Source organism: Clostridium sp. E02 (assembly GCF_003833015.1).
GTDB lineage: Bacteria > Bacillota > Clostridia > Lachnospirales > Lachnospiraceae > Lacrimispora.
This window is the reverse complement of the sequence record NZ_RJLQ01000026.1, coordinates 1-18,628: the sequence shown is the minus strand read 5'-3', so window position 1 is coordinate 18,628 and position 18,628 is coordinate 1. Positions and strand designations below refer to the sequence as shown.

17 protein-coding genes, 2 pseudogenes and 1 riboswitch are annotated in these 18,628 nt (G+C 39.0%); of the genes and pseudogenes, 15 read left to right on the top strand and 4 right to left on the bottom strand.

Going from position 1 to position 18,628, the window contains the following annotated elements; all coding sequences use genetic code 11:
* Positions 1-13: 13 nt before the first annotated feature.
* Complete coding sequence (locus tag EFT72_RS16845) at positions 14-934, bottom strand: LysR family transcriptional regulator (RefSeq protein WP_124068078.1); 921 nt, start codon at positions 932-934, stop codon at positions 14-16.
* A 181-nt stretch (positions 935-1,115) separates the two neighbouring features.
* Here EFT72_RS16845 and EFT72_RS16840 point away from each other — a divergent pair, with 181 nt between their 5' ends.
* The 3 genes from EFT72_RS16840 to citF are packed head-to-tail and all read left to right on the top strand — an operon-like array spanning position 1,116 to position 5,761.
* Positions 1,116-3,401 carry a hydratase gene (locus EFT72_RS16840; RefSeq protein ID WP_124068077.1) on the top strand — a complete coding sequence of 762 codons (2,286 nt, stop codon included), beginning with the start codon at positions 1,116-1,118 and terminating at the stop codon, positions 3,399-3,401.
* A complete protein-coding gene (locus EFT72_RS16835; protein WP_124068076.1) occupies positions 3,385-4,035 on the top strand; it encodes an aldolase/citrate lyase family protein in 651 nt (216 codons plus the stop codon). Before EFT72_RS16840 ends, EFT72_RS16835 begins: the two co-directional genes overlap by 17 nt.
* Before the next feature lies 1 nt (position 4,036).
* Positions 4,037-5,761: a citrate lyase subunit alpha gene (gene citF, locus EFT72_RS16830; protein ID WP_243110049.1), complete on the top strand. Its 1,725-nt coding sequence runs from the start codon at positions 4,037-4,039 to the stop codon at positions 5,759-5,761.
* A gap of 61 nt (positions 5,762-5,822) precedes the next feature.
* Here the strand turns inward: citF and EFT72_RS16825 are convergent, their stop codons facing one another.
* Both EFT72_RS16825 and pyrB read right to left on the bottom strand, forming a co-directional pair.
* Positions 5,823-6,248: an aspartate carbamoyltransferase regulatory subunit gene (locus tag EFT72_RS16825; RefSeq protein WP_124068075.1), complete on the bottom strand. Its 426-nt coding sequence runs from the start codon at positions 6,246-6,248 to the stop codon at positions 5,823-5,825.
* On the bottom strand, positions 6,242-7,165 hold the full coding sequence (gene pyrB, locus EFT72_RS16820) for an aspartate carbamoyltransferase (protein WP_124068074.1): 924 nt from the start codon (positions 7,163-7,165) through the stop codon (positions 6,242-6,244). The genes EFT72_RS16825 and pyrB overlap by 7 nt, the downstream gene beginning before the upstream one ends.
* Before the next feature lie 219 nt (positions 7,166-7,384).
* On the opposite strand from pyrB, the gene EFT72_RS16815 reads away from it, so the two are divergent.
* From EFT72_RS16815 to EFT72_RS16785, 7 genes and pseudogenes are all read left to right on the top strand, one after another.
* Entirely contained in the window at positions 7,385-8,119 is a 735-nt protein-coding gene (locus EFT72_RS16815) for an ABC transporter ATP-binding protein (RefSeq protein WP_124068073.1), read from the top strand.
* Entirely contained in the window at positions 8,112-9,923 is a 1,812-nt protein-coding gene (locus EFT72_RS16810) for a hypothetical protein (RefSeq protein WP_124068072.1), read from the top strand. The genes EFT72_RS16815 and EFT72_RS16810 overlap by 8 nt, the downstream gene beginning before the upstream one ends.
* Positions 9,913-11,271 carry an FtsX-like permease family protein gene (locus tag EFT72_RS16805; protein ID WP_124068071.1) on the top strand — a complete coding sequence of 453 codons (1,359 nt, stop codon included), beginning with the start codon at positions 9,913-9,915 and terminating at the stop codon, positions 11,269-11,271. The genes EFT72_RS16810 and EFT72_RS16805 overlap by 11 nt, the downstream gene beginning before the upstream one ends.
* Before the next feature lie 52 nt (positions 11,272-11,323).
* Positions 11,324-11,408: riboswitch (ZMP/ZTP riboswitch) on the top strand.
* Between the two features lie 49 nt (positions 11,409-11,457).
* A complete protein-coding gene (locus tag EFT72_RS16800) occupies positions 11,458-12,174 on the top strand; it encodes an IMP cyclohydrolase (protein ID WP_124068070.1) in 717 nt (238 codons plus the stop codon).
* Between the two features lie 11 nt (positions 12,175-12,185).
* On the top strand, positions 12,186-13,364 hold the full coding sequence (locus EFT72_RS16795; protein ID WP_124068069.1) for a phosphoribosylaminoimidazolecarboxamide formyltransferase: 1,179 nt from the start codon (positions 12,186-12,188) through the stop codon (positions 13,362-13,364).
* 168 nt (positions 13,365-13,532) lie between these two features.
* Positions 13,533-13,808: pseudogene (locus tag EFT72_RS16790) on the top strand (sigma-70 family RNA polymerase sigma factor); the annotation flags it as partial.
* Between the two features lie 132 nt (positions 13,809-13,940).
* A complete protein-coding gene (locus EFT72_RS16785; protein WP_243110048.1) occupies positions 13,941-14,492 on the top strand; it encodes a cytochrome b5 domain-containing protein in 552 nt (183 codons plus the stop codon).
* A gap of 16 nt (positions 14,493-14,508) precedes the next feature.
* On the opposite strand, the gene EFT72_RS16780 is transcribed toward EFT72_RS16785, so the two are convergent.
* Positions 14,509-14,691: a hypothetical protein gene (locus tag EFT72_RS16780; protein WP_124068068.1), complete on the bottom strand. Its 183-nt coding sequence runs from the start codon at positions 14,689-14,691 to the stop codon at positions 14,509-14,511.
* A gap of 109 nt (positions 14,692-14,800) precedes the next feature.
* On the opposite strand from EFT72_RS16780, the gene EFT72_RS16775 reads away from it, so the two are divergent.
* The 5 genes and pseudogenes from EFT72_RS16775 to EFT72_RS16750 all read left to right on the top strand — a co-directional run bounded on the left by EFT72_RS16775 (position 14,801) and on the right by EFT72_RS16750 (position 18,498).
* Positions 14,801-16,474: a recombinase family protein gene (locus tag EFT72_RS16775; protein WP_243110050.1), complete on the top strand. Its 1,674-nt coding sequence runs from the start codon at positions 14,801-14,803 to the stop codon at positions 16,472-16,474.
* Positions 16,470-16,838, top strand: a pseudogene (locus EFT72_RS16770) (sigma-70 family RNA polymerase sigma factor); the annotation flags it as partial. The gene EFT72_RS16775 and the pseudogene EFT72_RS16770, both read left to right, overlap by 5 nt.
* Positions 16,839-16,997: 159 nt before the next feature.
* A complete protein-coding gene (locus tag EFT72_RS16765) occupies positions 16,998-17,618 on the top strand; it encodes a manganese efflux pump (RefSeq protein ID WP_124068066.1) in 621 nt (206 codons plus the stop codon).
* A 90-nt stretch (positions 17,619-17,708) separates the two neighbouring features.
* Positions 17,709-18,143 (top strand): DUF2752 domain-containing protein, encoded by a 435-nt coding sequence (locus EFT72_RS16755; protein WP_124068065.1) that lies wholly within the window; start codon positions 17,709-17,711, stop codon positions 18,141-18,143.
* Positions 18,144-18,228: 85 nt separating this feature from the next.
* Positions 18,229-18,498, top strand: a complete 270-nt coding sequence (locus tag EFT72_RS16750; RefSeq protein WP_124068064.1) for a hypothetical protein — start codon at positions 18,229-18,231, stop codon at positions 18,496-18,498.
* The last annotated feature ends 130 nt before the right edge of the window (positions 18,499-18,628 follow it).

The following is an 18,628-nucleotide window of genomic DNA, read 5'->3' as shown; positions in this document are numbered from 1 at the left end:
TCTCATTTAATGCTTAAAAATATTTTCTTACCAATGAAATCAGATACCGGTCTGCACGGGAAAGAAAACCTCCGTTTAATGTAGTAATACACAAATCCCAGTTTGGGCTGTATTCTTCATCAATGGATAAGAGGACGGGAGGTGTTGTTAAATGGGTGATTCTGGCGTAATCATCTGGAAGGAGAGTCACGCCGATTCCCTGACCTGCCATTCCCAAAGCAGTTTCGTAATTTTTTAGAGTTAAAACGATATTAGGGCGCCTAATACCGGCTTTGCTTAAGATATAATCGGATACATGACGGATTCTCTGCTGTTTATGAACCATAATAAACGGTTCGTTTTTTAATAATTTTAATTCCAGTACAGGATGAGGATATCCTTCTTTTTTTATGGCACGTTCCAGTAAAGGGTGTTCGGTGCTTAAAGCAGCGATAAACGGGTCCTTTGCCAAGAATTCATTTACAAGGAGTGGGTTTGGATCCTCTTTTGGGGCGTGGAGAATGGCAAAATCAAGTTTTCCAGCTAAAAGTTGGGATTCTAAATTAGCGGTTGTTTCTTCACAGATATGGAGTTCAATATGGGGACAACGGGCTTTGAATTCCGGCATAATTTCAGGAAGTATGATAGTGCTTAAATGATTGGTGATTCCCATTTGGATTCTTCCAGTTTTAAGATTATTAATATCACTGATCTCATCTTCAAAATCCTCAAAAATTTTTAGGATTTTACATGCAGTCTGGTAGTAGCGTTCTCCGGCAAACGTCAGGGTTAGTCCCGCTGAGGTTCGGTTAAATAGTTTGGTTGCCAGGGATTCCTCGATCCGTTGCAAGGATTGACTGAGGGAAGGTTGCGCGATAAAAAGCTTTTTTGCGGCTTTGGATATGCTTTTTTCTTCCGTTACCGTTTTCACGTATAAGAGCTCTCGACTTGTCATAATAACTCCTTTCTCTAAATGCTAAAAATGATGAAATCAGTATAACAAAGATCCAGAAAAAAAGATAGCATTAAATAGGAAAAACCTATGAGTGTTATAATATATATAGTATTTGCCTATATTGCTAAACCGTTTTATAGTAAGAGTATGACAAGATGAAAGTTATAAGGAGGATATTCGAATGGTCAAGCTGTATGAGGGCGGAGTTTATCTCGTGAATGGAACCGAAGTGGTATCGGAACATGAGTATGGGAAACAATCTCGTTTAGAAGTAAAAACAAAAGAAGAAGCGAAAAAAGGTACAATCGCTTATTCCGTGTTAAAGGATCATAACACTTCAGAGGATATGATCAATTTAAGATTAAAGTTTGATGCGATGACTTCCCATGATATTACCTTTGTAGGAATTGTACAAACTGCAAAGGCATCAGGAATGGAACGTTTCCCTATTCCTTATGTTTTAACCAACTGTCACAATACTCTTTGTGCGGTAGGAGGAACCATCAATGAAGATGATCATATGTTTGGTCTTTCTGCTGCAAAAAAATATGGTGGAATCTATGTACCTCCTCATATTGCAGTCATTCATCAGTATATGAGAGAAATGTATGCAGGTTGTGGAAAGATGATATTAGGTTCGGATTCCCATACACGTTATGGTGCTCTTGGTACTATGGCGATTGGAGAAGGTGGTGGTGAACTTGTAAAGCAGCTTCTATGTAGTACCTACGATGTTACTTTTCCAGATGTAGTAGCCGTTTATTTAACTGGAAAACCTCAGCCAGGAGTTGGCCCTCAAGATATTGCCCTTGCAATTATTGGTGAGGTCTTTAAAAAAGGGTATGTTAAGAATAAGGTAATGGAATTCGTGGGACCGGGTATCTCTTCTATGACAACGGATTACAGAAATGGAATCGATGTCATGACGACAGAAACAACTTGCTTAAGTTCCATTTGGAAGACCGATGAGGATACCAGACAATTCCTTTCTTTACACGGAAGAGGTCAGGATTATAAAGAATTAAACCCAGATAATACGGCTTATTACAATGGCTGCATTTACGTAGATTTAAGTACAGTAAAACCTATGATTGCGCTTCCATTTCATCCCAGCAATACCTATGAAATTGATCAGTTGAATGAAAACCTTTCTGATATTTTGAGAGAAGTAGAAAAAGAAGGAACTCGCATAAGTGATGGACGTGCTTCTTTAACGCTTACGGATAAAATTGAGAATGGCAAATTAAAGATTCAGCAGGGAATCATTGCAGGATGTGCAGGTGGTAATTATACCAATGTGGTTGAAGCTGCCAACGCATTAAAAAATAAGTCTTGCGGCAACGGAGCTTTTTCTCTTGCTGTTTATCCATCTTCTCAGCCAGTCTATATGGATCTGGTAAGAAAGGGAATGATCGAAAGCTTGATGGAAACAGGAGCAATCATCCGTACGGCTTTCTGTGGTCCATGTTTTGGAGCGGGAGATACTCCTTGTAACAATGGCTTAAGTATTCGTCATACGACAAGAAACTTCCCCAATCGAGAAGGCTCAAAACCAGGAGAAGGGCAGATGTCAGCAGTTGCCTTAATGGATGCTCGTTCGATTGCAGCAACTGCAGCAAATGGGGGGATATTAACGTCAGCTGCGGAATATGATTGCTGGGGCCAGATTCCAGAATATAATTTTGACAAAACGGTTTATGACAGACGAGTTTACTACGGATTTGAGAAAGCCGAAACAGAAAAAGAATTGGCCTATGGCCCTAATATTAAGGATTGGCCAGAGCTTAGCGCGTTAACGGATCACATTGTGTTAAAAGTATGTTCTAAGATTATGGATGAAGTGACCACCACGGATGAACTGATTCCTTCTGGCGAGACATCATCTTATCGTTCCAATCCACTTGGATTGGCTGAATTTACGCTTTCAAGAAGAGATCCTTCCTATGTTGACAAATCAAAAGAAGTGGCAAAACTGGAAAAAGCAAGAATTACAGGAGAAAATATTTATACGGTAGAACCAGGATTAAAAGAAATCTTTGATACCATACATACACTTCCTGGCTATGCCGATATAAAAGATGATGCAACTGAAATTGGAAGTATTATTTATGCAGTGAAACCAGGAGACGGTTCCGCAAGGGAACAGGCAGCAAGTTGCCAGAGAGTCATTGGTGGTCTAGCGAATATTACTAGAGAGTATGCGACCAAACGTTACCGTTCCAATGTGATGAACTGGGGTATGATTCCGTTTCAGATGGAAGAGGAACCAAACTTTTCTGTAGGCGACTATATCTTTGTACCTAACATTAGAACAGCACTAGATGGAGATTTGAAAAATATAGATGCTTACGTGATTAAAAATGGAGCCTATGAGAAAATCAACCTTTACATTGAAGATATGACAGATAAAGAACGTGAGATTGTAAAAGCAGGATGTTTGATTAACTACAATAGAAATACGAAATAAGGAAATTGATTATCGTGGAGTGGAACGGGTGGTTCGTATCAATGGTTTGGATACGGACTTATGGAAGGAGGACATCCGCGCGTCAGTAGCGGGCGGCTGTGATACCATCCGCATTCCGAAGACAGAATCTGCAGAGCAGGTTAAAATAGTGGTACAAGCGATTGAGGAAGCGGAGATTGAGTATAACCGTCTCAAAGGATCAATTCTTGTTATGGCTGCCTTGGAATCTGCAAAAGGAGTAATGAAAGCACTGGACATCTGTGAATCTTCGGAACGTATGATTGGAGTGGCACTTTCTGGTGGGGATTATACCAAGGATCTACAGACACATATCACAGGAACAGGCCTTGAACTAATGGGGGCCAGACAACATATGCTGATAGCAGCGAGAGCGGCAAAGGTACAATGCTTTGATACGGTATATACTAACTTAGATGATATGGAGGGATTCCAAAAAGATGTAGAAACCGTACATCTGATGGGATTTGACGTAAGAGAAATTGAAGATAAAAAAGAAAAAGGCATCGGAGTGTTTACCGTAGATGGGAAGATGATTGACATTGCATTCTACGATGGAGCAAAGCGCACCATTTTACTTGCAAAAGCCTCTGGTGTATATAAGGGGGATTTATAATATGGTAAATGCAGTTGGAAGAGAAATTCCGCAAAAAATCCTTACATCCACTGGAAAAGAAGTATTTCAGGGCGTTCACTATAAAGATGGATCTGTCTATAAAAAGCATGGGGCACAGACAAAATGTGTGATCAACAATTCAGGAAGTAAATTAGTAAAATCCATTCACGATGTTTTGGTTCGATGTGAGATTAAGGATGGAATGACCCTTGGCTTTCATCATCATTTTCGGGAAGGCGACTATATCATCAATATGGTGATGGAAGAGATTTATAAGATGGGAATAAAAGATATTACCATCTGTGCCAGTTCTTTGGGAAAGGCTCATGATCCGATTGTATCGTACATAGAAGAAGGGGTCATAACCGGTATACAGTCTTCTGGAGTAAGAGGGAAGATAGGAGAAGCCATTTCCAAAGGGAAGCTAAAGGGTCTTGCTGTGATGCGTTCTCATGGAGGACGTGTTAGAGCCATCGAATCAGGAGAAGTGAAAATTGATATTGCATTTATTGGAACTCCGACTTGCGATGACTATGGAAATTGTCGCGGTATTGGCGGCAAGAATGACTGTGGTGTACTTTCATATGCTATTGCCGATGCCGATTATGCCGATCAAGTGGTTGCGATTACGGACACACTTGTACCCTTTCCTAATTTTCCTGCCCATATCAGCATGACTAAGGTTGATTATGTAGTAGTTGTTGATGAAATTGGTAATTCTGATAAAATTGCAACAGGAGCAGCCAAACCGACGACAGATATGAGAAAACGAATGATGGCGGATTACTGTACTCAGTTTGTAGTGAACACCTCTTATTTTAAAGATGGATTTTCTTATCAAACAGGAGTGGGTGGTGCTTCCATAGCTTCTACTATTTATTTGTCTAAAATAATGAAAGAAAGAAACATTCGCATGGGATTTGGAGTGGGTGGATTAACGAAACCGATGTGTGATTTGCTGGTTAATGATCAGGTGGATTATCTTCTAGATACTCAGGATTTTGACTTATCGGCTGTTGAATCGGTCAAAGAATTGAAGCATTTTCGAATATCAGCAGGAGAATATGCGAATCCCTTTAACAAAGGTGCTGTGGTAAATAAATTAGATTTTGTAATCCTTGCTTCTTTGGAGGTAGACGTTAATTTTAACTGTAATGTAGTGGTAGACTCTAGTGGTATGATAACTGGGGCACAGGGGGGGCATCCGGATACGGCGGCAGGTGCGAAATGCAGCATTGTAATTGTTCCTCTGTTACAGGGAAGAACACCGGCAGTCTGCAGTGAAGTAACTACAGTTACTACTCCAGGTGAAAGTATTGATGTAGTGGTAACTGATTATGGAATCGCAATCAATCCCAGAAGAACGGATCTCATCGAGCAAATGAAAGATGTGGAACTGCCTTTTAAAACGATAGAGGAATTGAGAGATATTGCTTACTCAATTTCAGGAGAACCTGAAAAAGTGAAATTTGGAGAACGGGTGGTAGGAATCATTGAAAGTCGTGATGGTACCATCATTGATGTGGTACGTCAAGTGAATGAGGATAGACACCCTGACGTAAGAAAAGGAGGGAACATTATGGTAGAATTACAAAGAAGAAGTTTAGGTAATCTTTTTGGACCTTATATTAAGAATGCTGGACAGGATGTAGAGGAAAAAGAAGAAGAGAAAGAAAAAGAGAAAGAATTGTTTGAAATGGTAGATGATTATGTAGAACAGGCATAAAAAAAGTAAAAAAGAGCTGGGCATTAGCTGATCTAAATCAGTGGATGCCCAGTTCTTTTTGTTATCTGCTGTATTTTTCTTCGCAGTACATACAGCGATAAATTTCATTCTCTTCATCCGATAGTTGAAAGATATGTGGAAGCCCCTGCTCAATGGAGGTGATGCACCGTGGATTTTTACAGCGAATCACATTGGTGATTTTTCTTGGAAGGCTGAGTGCTTTCTTTTCAATAATTGCATTGTCCCGGATAATATTAACGGTTATTGTGTGGTCAATAAACCCTAGTATATCTAGGTCAATGCGGTTGAGCCCACCTTCAATTTTAATAATGTCCTTTTTCCCCATTTTACTGCTTTTTGCATTCTTTATAATAGCTATCTGACAATCCAGTTGATCCAATCCCAGGTTATAGTATATATCTAAGCTCTTTCCTGCTTCGATATGATCCAATACAATTCCTTCTTTTAAGCCGCTGATGTTTAGCATGGTTTTTCTACCTCCAGTAAAGTCATAATAAGAGCCATACGCACGTAGACACCGTACTGTGCCTGCTTAAAATAAGCGGCTCTTGGATCCTCATCTATTTCCACAGAGATTTCATTAACACGGGGAAGTGGATGAAGGACATACATGTCCTCTTTGGCGAGTTTCATTTTCTTTTTATCCAGAATATAACAGTCTTTTAAACGGATGTAATCTTCTTCGTTAAAGAACCGTTCTTTCTGCACTCGAGTCATATAAAGGATATCAAGAGAAGGCATTGCTTCATCAAGGTTATCCATCTCTACAAAATCGATATGATTTGCTGTTAATACATCTTCTCGTATATATTCAGGAATTCTTAGTTCGGGAGGGGAGATTAAGACAAAACGGATATTGGGATATCGGACAAGAGCATTGATCAGAGAGTGAACCGTACGACCGAATTTTAAATCACCGCAAAGACCAATGGTTAGATCATTGATACGGCCTTTTAAAGATTGAATGGAAAGTAGATCAGTTAAGGTTTGGGTTGGGTGTTGATGCCCTCCGTCGCCGGCATTGATCACGGGAATATTGGAAAATTTAGAGGCGACTAGAGGTGCCCCCTCTTTGGGGTGACGCATGGCACAAATGTCTGCATAACAGGAGATGACTCGAATGGTATCTGCTACGCTTTCTCCTTTTGAAGCGGAGCTTGAATCGGCAGAAGAAAAGCCCAGTACACTACCTCCCAAATTTAACATGGCAGATTCAAAACTCAATCGAGTTCTTGTACTTGGCTCATAGAATAATGTGGCTAATTTTTTCCCATTGCACACTTGAGAATATTTAGGAAGGTTAATTTCAATGTCTCTTGCTAGATCTAAGAGTTGTCCAGTTTCTTCCACACTAAAGTCTAAGGGGTTAAGTAAATGTCTCATAAGAATCTCCTTTGTCAACTATTATGGTTTAAATCTATCCTATTATAAGGCATACCTCTTAAAATTACCACACTTATTTTAAAAATATGATATAATATTTTTTAATGACATTTTTTTCTTTTAAGGAATATGTAAGGATATTTAAGGAAATAGAGTAAGATTGATTTTATACATCTGCGGTATAATGTGTGTGAATCTTGAAAATAGGAGGAGACTGCTTTGGCAGAAGATAAAAAACCGATTATTCAGGTTAAGAATCTTTATAAAGTGTATAAAGTCGGGAATACAAAGGTTAATGCATTAAATGGTCTGGACTTTACCATATATAAAGGTGAGTTCTGTGCGATTGTTGGACCATCTGGATCTGGAAAATCGACCCTTCTTAATATGATGGCAGGTCTTGAGAAGCCGTCTAGAGGGCAGATTGTAATTGCCGGAAATCACATTGAGAAACTATCGGAAGGTAAATTGGTATCATTTCGTAAGAAACATGTTGGATTTATCTTTCAGTCTTACAATTTGCTGCAAACTATGAATGCGGTGGAGAATGTGGCACTTCCGCTGTCCTTCCGGGGCATATCTAAGAAGGTTAGAATTGAGAAGGCAAAGAAGTACATAAAGCTGGTAGGACTGGAAAAACAGATGAAGCATATGGCATATGAGATGTCAGGGGGGCAGCAGCAACGAATCGGAATTGCAAGAGCATTAGCGGTTGATCCAAAGATTATTTTTGCGGATGAACCGACCGGGAATCTAGATTCCAAGACGACAAAAGAAATCCTTGGATTGATGCAGAGGATCGTAAAAGAGCAAAACCAGACACTAATCATGGTTACTCATGATAATTATATAGCCCAGTTTGCAGACAGACAATTCCATATCGTCGATGGAAAGATTTTTAAGATTGAAGAGAAGCATCATGATGATACGAAGGAGGAAACGGTTGATGAATGAGATAAGGAAGGGGATCGTGTGGCTGCTTGCTGTACTAATGGTATTATCCTCGGTTCCCATAACGGCGCTTGCACAGTATGATCTGGGGGCAAACCAATTTATAGATGTGAAGAAAACCCCTTCAGGCAAGACAGGGGAAAAGGTCACAATTAGAATGGAATTTCTTAATACAGAAGATAAAGATATGAAAGGGGTATCCATCGGATTTAATGATTATACGGCTAAGTCAGAGTATGAAGCGAAAGAAGATGAAGACGAAGATATCAAGTACACAGGTGATATCTTTCCATTTGAAATCACATCAACTACGTTTGATAAAAAAGTTTTAGGGACAGTAAAGGCCGGTAGTTCAAAAAGTTTTTCATTAACTGCAAGAGTCCGTAGGGATATTGCAGAAGGGTATTATACGGTACCACTGGTTGTAAAAACCAGAGATAAAGAATATCCAAATGAAAAAGTAAACATTTGGATTACAAAATCTACAGAGACAAAAAAAGATGATAAATCAGAAGGAACCATTCAATTTGAACTTGGAAAAGGTCAGAACACTCCTTTTGGTACCTATCCTAATGTGATGAATTATGATATGAATGTTCAGAATACTTCTGACATTACGGCATTTGATGTGAATATTCGTATGGGACTTAGTGAGGATCAAACGAAATTTCCTTTTGATATCAATGACGGGAACTATGTCAGACATTATGATAGGATCGGTGGTGGGGAAACAATATCGGTTCCTTACAGCATGATGATCCAGGAAGATGTATACAGTGGATACTACCCCATTACTTATAGCATTGAGTATCGGGATAGTTCAGATGGAGACATCCAAAAGGTAGATAAAGTCTTTTACGTCAAGGTAAAGAACAAAGACAAAGAAGAAAAGAACGGTGATTTTAACGCCAATGATAGAACGAAGGCAAGGATTATTGTTGATAGTTTTCAAACCATTCCTGAAACTGTTTATGCTGGGGAGGAGTTTGAATTGATTCTTCATATGAAGAATGCGTCTCAAAACGTTGAGGCAAGTAATATTCTTTTAAACTTAGAATCTGAAAAAGTATCAGATAATATTATTTTTACTATGGATTCGGGATCTTCTTCTATTGTATTGAATTCCTTAGGGGCAGGACAGGGCAAAGAGGTAAGGGTAAAACTTCGTTCAGGAGCAAGTGTGGATCAGAAAACATATGGTTTGACTATAAATGAGAAATACGATAGTCCCGAATTTAAAAACGCAGAAGAAAAGGTGACGGTAAATATACCGATCAAGCAGTTACCACGTTTAAATACTGGAAACATTGACGTGATGCCAGAATCCATACCGGTTGGAACAGAAACCAATATTATGTTTCCTATTAACAATACAGGAAAGGTGCTTCTATATAATGTAACGGTATCATTTAAAGCAGATTCCATTCAGCCAATCGATACTTATGTTGGGAATATTAAGCCTGGAGAAACTGCAAATGTGGATGCAATGGTTACTGGAGCAAATCCAACCGCGGATGATGGAAAAATACTTGCCTTAATTACCTATGAAGATGAGAACGGGGTGGTCAGCGACCCGATTCAAAAAGAAATCTCCGTTATGGTAACGGATGCAGAAGATATGACTGATATGGGCGATATGGATTTATCACCAGATGCAGTACCTGTAGAAAGTTCGAAGGGAATTAAAATTATTGTTCCTTCTGTAATTGGAATTTTGGTTGTGGGAACGATAGTAATTATTCTAATCCGAAAGAAACGCAAAAAGAAAAAACAAGAACTGGAAGAGGAAATAGACGATGAAATTTAGTGATTTGCTTTCCATGAGTATCAATAATTTAAGACGAAGAAAACTGAGGACATTTTTAACCGTTTTGGGAGTTGTGATCGGCACAGCTTCTATCGTTGTTATGCTGTCACTGGGGATCGGTTTTAATGAATTAACGATGGAACAAATTGCTTCTTATGGAAGTTTGACAGAAATTAATGTATATCAGGCATCCCGATATGACGAGGGTGACAGCAGTAGTGATTCAAACTATATAACGGATGATGTAATTAAAAAGTTCGAACAACTGGATCATGTTACTGTGGCTTCCCCCCTTTTGGAGACGAATGTGTTAATGAAGCAGGGTGCTTATGAGGCAAATATCAGTTTAATCGGAGTAAAACCAGAATATATGGAAAACATTACTCTAAAAGCAGGACACCTGCCAGATCCTAGGGAAAGAGGACTACAAATGATTGTCGGTAATATGGTGGCAAGGCAGTTTAATAATCCCAAAGGCAGAGGAAGGAATCGTAGAGATCCTTCCGATGTCCCTGATATTGATTTTATGAATCGTCCCATGTTTGTTATCTTTGATACAGATGCCTATTATCAGGCACAAAGTGGTGGCTCTTCGGAAGACGGTACGAAGATGAAACCCCCTAAGAAGTATTTGATTCCTACGGCAGGTCTTGTGGAAGGAGAGATACAAGATTATAACAATTACAGTTATAGTATTTATGTAGATCTGGAAACATTAAAATCTCAACTGAAACAGATCTTTAAGAAAAAACCGATCCCAAATCAACCCACGAATAAAAAGGGGAAACCTTTTAACTACTTTATCTACAATCAGGCAGTGGTTGAGGTAGATGATATGGCAAATGTAGCCCAAATACAAAAAGCGATATCAGATATGGGATATCAAGCGGAAAGCAATATGGATTGGCTAAAACAATCCCAAAAACAGGCGAAGATGGTCCAGGCACTGTTAGGGGGAATTGGAGCTGTCTCTCTCTTTGTTGCTGCAATCGGTATAGCCAATACCATGATGATGTCCATATATGAACGGACGAAGGAAATAGGAATATTGAAAGTTCTAGGATGTGATATTATAAATATCCGCAATATGTTTCTTTTAGAATCTGGTTTTATTGGCTTTTTAGGAGGAGTTAGCGGGATTATATTCAGCTACGCAGTTTCGTTTATCATTAATAAATTTGTCTCGGGACGATTTATGCCAGATATGCCGGGAAACCTATCAAGAATTCCCTTGTGGCTGACGTTTACTTCCGTTGCTTTTGCTGTTTTTGTTGGGATGTCCGCAGGCTTTTTCCCAGCGTTAAGGGCAATGAAGCTGAGTCCTCTAGCTGCGATTCGAAACGAATAGCGGATTGGAAAAAGTGCTTGCATTTTTATATGGAATATAATATGATGATAGACAAGGTACGTGCAACTGGCGGATAAGTGGAATGTAAACCACGGGGAGCACGATACAATTTATAGCCGACCGCCTGGGCACCGTATGGGATGTCTAGGCGGTTTTTTATATTTTATAAGAGGAGGATTGAGACTGATGCAAGTAATTTCTTTAAAAGAAGATTTAAAGAATAATTCCTATCCGGGAAGAGGAATCATTTTAGGAAAAACTCCAGATGGAACTAAAGCAGTAACCGCTTATTTTATCATGGGAAGAAGCGAAAACAGCCGAAATCGTATCTTTGTTGAGGAAGGGGATGGAATTCGTACACAGGCATATGATCCTTCTAAATTGACGGATCCAAGTTTGATTATTTATACTCCAGTACGGGTTATGGGCAATAAAATTATTATTACCAACGGAGATCAGACGGAAACCATTTTTCAAGGGATGGATCATCAATTAACATTTGAACAGTCACTTCGGTGCAGGGAATTCGAACCAGACAGTCCCAATTATACCCCTCGTATTTCAGGGATCCTCCATGTGAAGCCAGATGGATTTAATTATGCCATGTCTATCCTAAAAAGCTGCAATGGCAATCCAGAATCTTGCAACCGTTTTACATTCGCCTATGAGAATCCGGTGGCTGGTCAAGCTCATTTTCTTCACACCTATAAACAGGATGGGAATCCTCTGCCTAGTTTTGAAGGAGAACCCAAACGAGTGGAAACGGTCGATGGAATCGATGATTTCACTTCTATCTTATGGGATAATTTAAATGAAGAAAACAAAATTTCACTTTTTGTACGATACATTGAGATTGAGACTGGTGATTTTGAAACTCGAATCATCAATAAGAATATGAAATAGGGGTACGGACGATGAATGAGTTAGAATTAAAATATGGTTGTAATCCTAACCAGAAGCCTTCAAAAATCTTTATGGAGAATGGGATGGCTCTTCCGATTGAAGTGTTATGTGGTAGACCAGGATATATTAATTTTCTAGATGCATTTAATGGATGGCAGCTAGTGAAGGAATTAAAAGAAGCAACTGGATTACCTGCAGCTGCGTCTTTTAAACACGTTTCTCCTGCTGGTGTGGCAGTTGGGATTCCTCTTGATGAGACACTGAAAAAAATATACTGGGTTGATGATATGGGAGAGCTGTCTCCATTGGCATGTGCGTACGCAAGAGCCAGAGGTGCGGATCGAATGTCTTCCTTTGGAGATTTTATTGCTTTGTCAGATCCATGTGATGCAGATACTGCAAGGATGATTAAAAGAGAAGTCTCTGATGGTGTGATCGCTCCTGGATATGAGCCGGAGGCACTTGAGATTTTAAAATCAAAGAAAAATGGCAATTATAATGTCATTCGTATTGATAAAAATTATATCCCAGATTCCCTAGAGAAGAAACAGGTGTTTGGGATTACCTTTGAACAAGGAAGAAACGAAATAAAGATTGATAAAGAAGTGTTAAAAAAAATCGTTACAAAGAATCAAGTTATACCAGATTCTGCTAAAATAGATTTGATCCTATCTTTGATTGCGTTAAAATATACCCAATCAAATTCTGTCTGTTATGCAAAGGGAGGACAGGCGATCGGAATCGGAGCTGGACAGCAATCTCGTGTCCACTGCACCAGGTTAGCAGGCAATAAGGCAGATAACTGGTTTCTTCGCCAGGCACCAAAGGTTCTAGAATTGCCGTTCCTTTCTAATATTCGACGAGCGGATCGGGACAATGCCATTGATGTTTACATTGGAGAAGATTCGATGGATGTTTTGGCGGATGGAAAGTGGGAATCTATATTTAAAGAAAAACCAGCTTTATTCACGACAGAGGAAAAAAGAGAGTGGCTGAATCAGTTAAAAGGGGTGTCTTTGGGTTCGGATGCGTTTTTCCCATTTGGTGATAACATTGACCGTGCGTTCAAAAGTGGAGTTGAGTATATCACACAGCCAGGTGGATCTGTTCGAGATGATCAGGTGATAGAGACCTGCGACCAGTATGGAATGGCGATGGCATTTACAGGTGTAAGACTGTTCCATCATTAAAAAAGATGAATTGCTTATTTTATTGTAGTGTAAGTTTACGTAATATAATTATGTAGACTTGCACTATTTTTATACGATTAAAATAGTACCTGCTTATATTTTTTGTAAAAGCACTTTCGTAGAAAGGCCGGCATAAAATAAGAGTAAGTAAGATAAAGGTGGCTTTCTTTGAAAACGTTTCCCAAACCTTTAAATGCGCGAGAGGAACGAGAGTGTTTGGAACGATACCAGGAAGGGGATCAGGAGGCGAGAGCCACACTCATTGAGCGGAATATGCGCCTTGTGGCGCATGTGGCAAAGAAATATCAGAATACAGATTATGATATGGAAGATCTTCTTTCGGTGGGAACGATTGGCCTGATTAAGGCAGTTAACACGTTTCATATGGACAGAGGTTCAAGACTTGCCACTTATGCGGCGAAATGTGTGGAAAATGATATCCTATCATAGCGGCTTTTTATTTAGTAATTTTGGATGTTTCATTGATAGACTGCGAATATTAACGGGACCTTATCATATATATAAAGAAACAGGAAGGATAAGCAGTTGATTCTATTAAAATAACAGGGGGCCGAAATGGATTTAAATTTGTTTGTGACATATCTTGGCAATAGTCTAAAGAAAATTAATTCCGATGTGGAAAAACTACATTCGAACCAATACAATAATAGTGATGTTTTGGATCATTTAAGCAGTGAAGTTATCATGCTCCAGAATCATCTTCAATACTTTGCACAGTTCAATCAGCAACAGACCATCAACGAAACAGAGTCATATGATATGAATGTCAATCAGTTGAATGGAGACACAGAAACCCCGGAAGAGGAGCCTTCGGAAGAAGAGGAACCTCCCAGATATTTTACCTTGACAGAGCTGGCACAGTATAATGGAAAAGATGGAAATCCAGCCTATGTGGCAGTAAATGGTGTGGTATATAATGTGTCCAACAACCGTCTGTGGTCAGGAGGAAGTCACTTTTGGGGGCTAACAGCGGGAAAAGATTTAACCACGGAGTTTGCAGCTTGTCATCCGGGCGCTATGGTTCTTAATGTTTTGCCGATTGTAGGTTATATGAGGGAGGAACCAATTCAGGAAATGCCTATGATAGGATATGGGATAGATCAGTAGTCAATGTGTGAGTGGATCAGTTTGACTGCTGTGATTGATGATTCGAATGAATTGCATTGATAAGAGCTTGTTTTTGATCAGCGGGACAGGATAATTCTTTTAAAAATTGAAATAGAGTCTGGTTGTATATAACGGCGGCTTTTATGCCTAATTCTTTTTTATCTTCTTTTGTCTGAGGGTGATATACGGTTATTTTCATAGAAACTGCCTTTGAGAAGTGCTGTTTTTATAATATATGACATCTGGCGTGTCCCGTATGTTTCAGGACTTTGTATTGTTAGATAAAGGGGGAAAAAGTTTTGGAAATCATGAAAAAACCGTTTGCCATTTACTCTAGAAAATCTAGATTCACTGGAAAGGGTGAAAGCATTGACAATCAGATTGAATTATGCAGACAGTACATAATCAGTCATTATGGAGAAATGAATGGAAAGAGTGCTTGTATCTTTGAAGATGAAGGCTTTTCAGGTGGGAATTTAGAACGCCCTCAATTTAAGCTTATGATGCAGGAGGCAAAGAAAAGGGAGTTTTCCGCGATTGTCTGCTACCGTCTTGACCGGATCAGCAGGAATATCGGAGATTTTGCCAATCTGATCGAACAGCTGAATGAACTTGAAATTTCATTTATTTCGATTAAGGAACAGTTTGACACTTCTTCACCAATGGGCAGGGCTATGATGTATATAGCTTCTGTTTTTTCCCAGTTAGAGCGAGAGACGATTGCAGAAAGAATCAGGGATAATATGCATGAATTATCGAAAACAGGGAGATGGCTAGGAGGAAATACCCCCACCGGATATCAGTCAATCAGTGTAACATCAGTAACGATAGAGGGGAAGCAAAAGAAAGCATGTCAATTAGAACGAATTCCAGAGGAGGAAAAACTGGTTCGTAAAATATTTGATCTGTTTCTTGATACAGGGTCTCTGACAAAGACTGAAACTTTCTTAATACAGAACGGTTATAAGACTAGAAAGGGACACTTGTTTAGTCGATTTGCAATCAAAGGAATTCTGGCTAATCCAGTTTACTCGATCGCAGATATGGACGCATATGACTATTTGATTGAGAAAAAGGTGGATCTATTTGCAGAGAAAAAAGATTTTGATGGCATTCATGGGATTATGGCTTATAACCGAACCCTTCAAAAGCAAGGGAAAACCCATGAGATGAAAGAGATGGAAGAATGGATTGTATCCGTTGGAAAGCACGAAGGGATCATCTCAGGCTCCGTATGGGTATCGGTGCAACGACTGCTGGAACGAAATAAATCTAAAAACTACCGAAAGCCAAGGAGTAACATTGCCCTTCTTTCCGGGCTTTTATTTTGTGCAGACTGTGGATCCTATATGCGTCCTAAGGTATCGGGTCGTATAAATGAGAATGGAGAACAAATTTATTCTTATCTATGTTCCATGAAAGAAAAAAGCCGGATGAAATGTTGCAGCATGAAGAATGCAAACGGAAATTGTATGGATGAGATGGTATGGAGAGAAATTAAAAAATTAAGAGAAGACGGGAGTGAATTTGAAAAAAGACTGGTACAGGGTGAAAAATCACTATTCCTTGAAAAACGAGACAATGAAACTGCAATCGGACAGATAGAAGAGGAATTGGAAAAAACGGAATCCGAAATTGAGTCTCTTGTGGCATCTCTTTCAAAAGCAGGAGGGACAAAAGCAGAAGTTTATATTGTAAACAGAATTGATACGCTGCATCAGTACAAAGAAGAAAAAATTGCACAGTTGGAATGCATTAAAAAATCAACAGTAACCAATACGTTAAAGAAATTGGAATTTGATCTGTTGGCAAAATCCTTTTCATCCTTTGAAGGAACAATGGAACAGATGAATGTATATCAAAAGCGGACAGCCATTGGAATATTGGTGGAAAAAGTTGTATGGGATGGTGAAACCATCCATTTGCATTTATTTGGATCGAAACAAGAACCCTTTGAGCCGCAGGGTGAGGATAGCAAATGAGATCCTAATGCTTCTTCGTGCCAATAAAAAATATTCGAAAGAAGTTTCCTTATTTGAACCCATTGGTGTAGACAAGGATGGAGAGACAGTCAGTCTTGTGGATGTTATTGAAATGGAAAATAAGGAAACGCTGGAAACAATCATTTTAAAACAGGATATAAAAGAACTATATCAAGCATTTGATTCCTGTCTAAAAGAGAATGAAAAAACCATCATCGGAATGCGTTATGGTTTATGTTGCGGCAAGGAATATACGCAAAGAGAAATTGCTGACTTAATGGGGATTTCCAGATCTTACGTGTCACGTCTGGAAAAAAAGGCTTTGGAGCGGTTGAGAGCAGAATTAAAGAAGAATGGGGGGTGATTTGTCCCATATGCAAACGGGTAATACTGGTTGTAGTGTTTTGATTTATTTGATATAATGAAGGGCAGATCGGAATTTAAACAAATCAAGTAGTAAGAAAAAGGTGCAAATCCAGAAGGATAGGAATATATTAAACTAAAAAAGGTAGTTTGATGAGGCATGCGTGATATTTTCATTCTGGTACTGGCGCTTAGCATGGATACGTTTGTAGCCAGTATCGCATATGGGGCAGACAGGTTGCATATATCTTGGCGAAAGGTAATTGCGATTAATGGTATTTGTAGCAGTTGTCTTGGCACTGCATTGATTTTTGGGAGCCTGTTGAATGGGTTGATACCTGAAAATCTTGCGAAAGGTACTGCCTTTTTCTGCCTATTCTTCCTAGGTATCATTAAACTTATGGATTACACAATAAAAAAGTACATTAATAGTCATGTAAATGTTCACAAAGATTTGACCCTGTCTTTTTCTGGGTTAAGTATAATCATCAATATATATGGCAATCCACTAGCTGCAGATTGGGATCATTCCAAAACATTGTCATGGAAGGAGACGGTCATGTTCTCTTTTGCCATGTCACTTGACAGTCTGGTAGCTGGTACTTTGTCGGGGTTTTTGCAGATATCACCGGCAATTACGACGTTTATATCTTTGATGGTAGGAATCGGAGTTATGTATATTGGACTGTTTCTGGGGCACAGGCTGGCTAGATTAAAAGGCTGGGATTTGTCATGGATCAGCGGAATCCTTTTTATGTTTCTTGCTTTTGGAAAACTTTAAGTATTTACAAAGAATCTCGCTTGCGGGATTCTCCGCCTTTGGCGGAATTAAAACCTTTTGAATAAAAGGTAAGATACCCCAGGAGGCAATGTGAAAAGAAAGAATAAACTTAAATATGGAGGAATCATAATATTTTATATCGTATTATTTCTTCTATACGGCATCTCTATGATCGATATGACTGGTGGGCTCTGTCCCTTCCAAGGAGTGTTAGGCATACCGTGTCCGGCGTGCGGAAGTACTAGAGCCATCATTCTTTTGACCAAAGGAGATTTGGTGGGTAGTTTAAACATGAATCCCATGGCACTTTTATTTTTGCTTTGTCTTATGAATGAAATCCGAGTTTGTTACTTTAAGCGGGGAGATCCGAAAAAAGCAATGATATTACTACTTGTGACAGTTGGGATTTCCGTGCTTGTATACTTTGTGAGAATGAAACTATATTTTCCATACAGAGAACCATACCTAATTGAAAAACGTTCTCTTCTTTTTCGTCTATTACAAATTTTTCGCCATTTTGATTAATTCTTGAAATAATATACCATTTTTTGTCGAATTATGGTATAATGATTTCTGCTTTAAATATAATTCGTATACCAAGGAGGAAAGTATGGAAAATAACAATGATGTAAACATTCAGGGGAGCTATAATGACCCCAACAAGCAGGTTATGACAATGGGAGAATGGCTCATAACTCTTATCGTTATGGTCATCCCATGTGTGAATCTTATTATGATGTTTGTTTGGGGATTCGGTAATGGGAATGAGAACCGTAAAAATTACTGCAGAGCGAATCTTATTTATACTGCAATTACAACTGTACTTGGATTCATTGCTTACATGACAATTTTTGCAGGCATTATAGCAAGTTACAGTTAAGGGAATCATAACCACCCGTTGAACGGGTGGTTTGCTCTACCCCTATAAGGGGTTATTACCGACGTTGGAGCCTAAAGGCTCTTTGAAAAAAATCCACAGCCGCACAAACATTTATCTACTGAGCCCAACA

Bases quoted from the DNA above. Each gene is read 5' to 3' on its own strand.
- EFT72_RS16750 (WP_124068064.1), top strand. From the start codon at position 18,229: ATGGAAAATAACAATGATGTAAACATTCAGGGGAGCTATAATGACCCC.
- EFT72_RS16785 (WP_243110048.1), top strand. From the start codon at position 13,941: ATGGATTTAAATTTGTTTGTGACATATCTTGGCAATAGTCTAAAGAAA.
- EFT72_RS16765 (WP_124068066.1), top strand. From the start codon at position 16,998: ATGCGTGATATTTTCATTCTGGTACTGGCGCTTAGCATGGATACGTTT.
- EFT72_RS16800 (WP_124068070.1), top strand. From the start codon at position 11,458: ATGCAAGTAATTTCTTTAAAAGAAGATTTAAAGAATAATTCCTATCCG.
- EFT72_RS16825 (WP_124068075.1), bottom strand. From the start codon at position 6,248: ATGCTAAACATCAGCGGCTTAAAAGAAGGAATTGTATTGGATCATATC.
- EFT72_RS16845 (WP_124068078.1), bottom strand. From the start codon at position 934: ATGACAAGTCGAGAGCTCTTATACGTGAAAACGGTAACGGAAGAAAAA.
- pyrB (WP_124068074.1), bottom strand. From the start codon at position 7,165: ATGAGACATTTACTTAACCCCTTAGACTTTAGTGTGGAAGAAACTGGA.
- EFT72_RS16810 (WP_124068072.1), top strand. From the start codon at position 8,112: ATGAATGAGATAAGGAAGGGGATCGTGTGGCTGCTTGCTGTACTAATG.
- citF (WP_243110049.1), top strand. From the start codon at position 4,037: ATGGTAAATGCAGTTGGAAGAGAAATTCCGCAAAAAATCCTTACATCC.
- EFT72_RS16805 (WP_124068071.1), top strand. From the start codon at position 9,913: ATGAAATTTAGTGATTTGCTTTCCATGAGTATCAATAATTTAAGACGA.
- EFT72_RS16775 (WP_243110050.1), top strand. From the start codon at position 14,801: ATGAAAAAACCGTTTGCCATTTACTCTAGAAAATCTAGATTCACTGGA.
- EFT72_RS16780 (WP_124068068.1), bottom strand. From the start codon at position 14,691: ATGAAAATAACCGTATATCACCCTCAGACAAAAGAAGATAAAAAAGAA.
- EFT72_RS16840 (WP_124068077.1), top strand. From the start codon at position 1,116: ATGGTCAAGCTGTATGAGGGCGGAGTTTATCTCGTGAATGGAACCGAA.
- EFT72_RS16795 (WP_124068069.1), top strand. From the start codon at position 12,186: ATGAATGAGTTAGAATTAAAATATGGTTGTAATCCTAACCAGAAGCCT.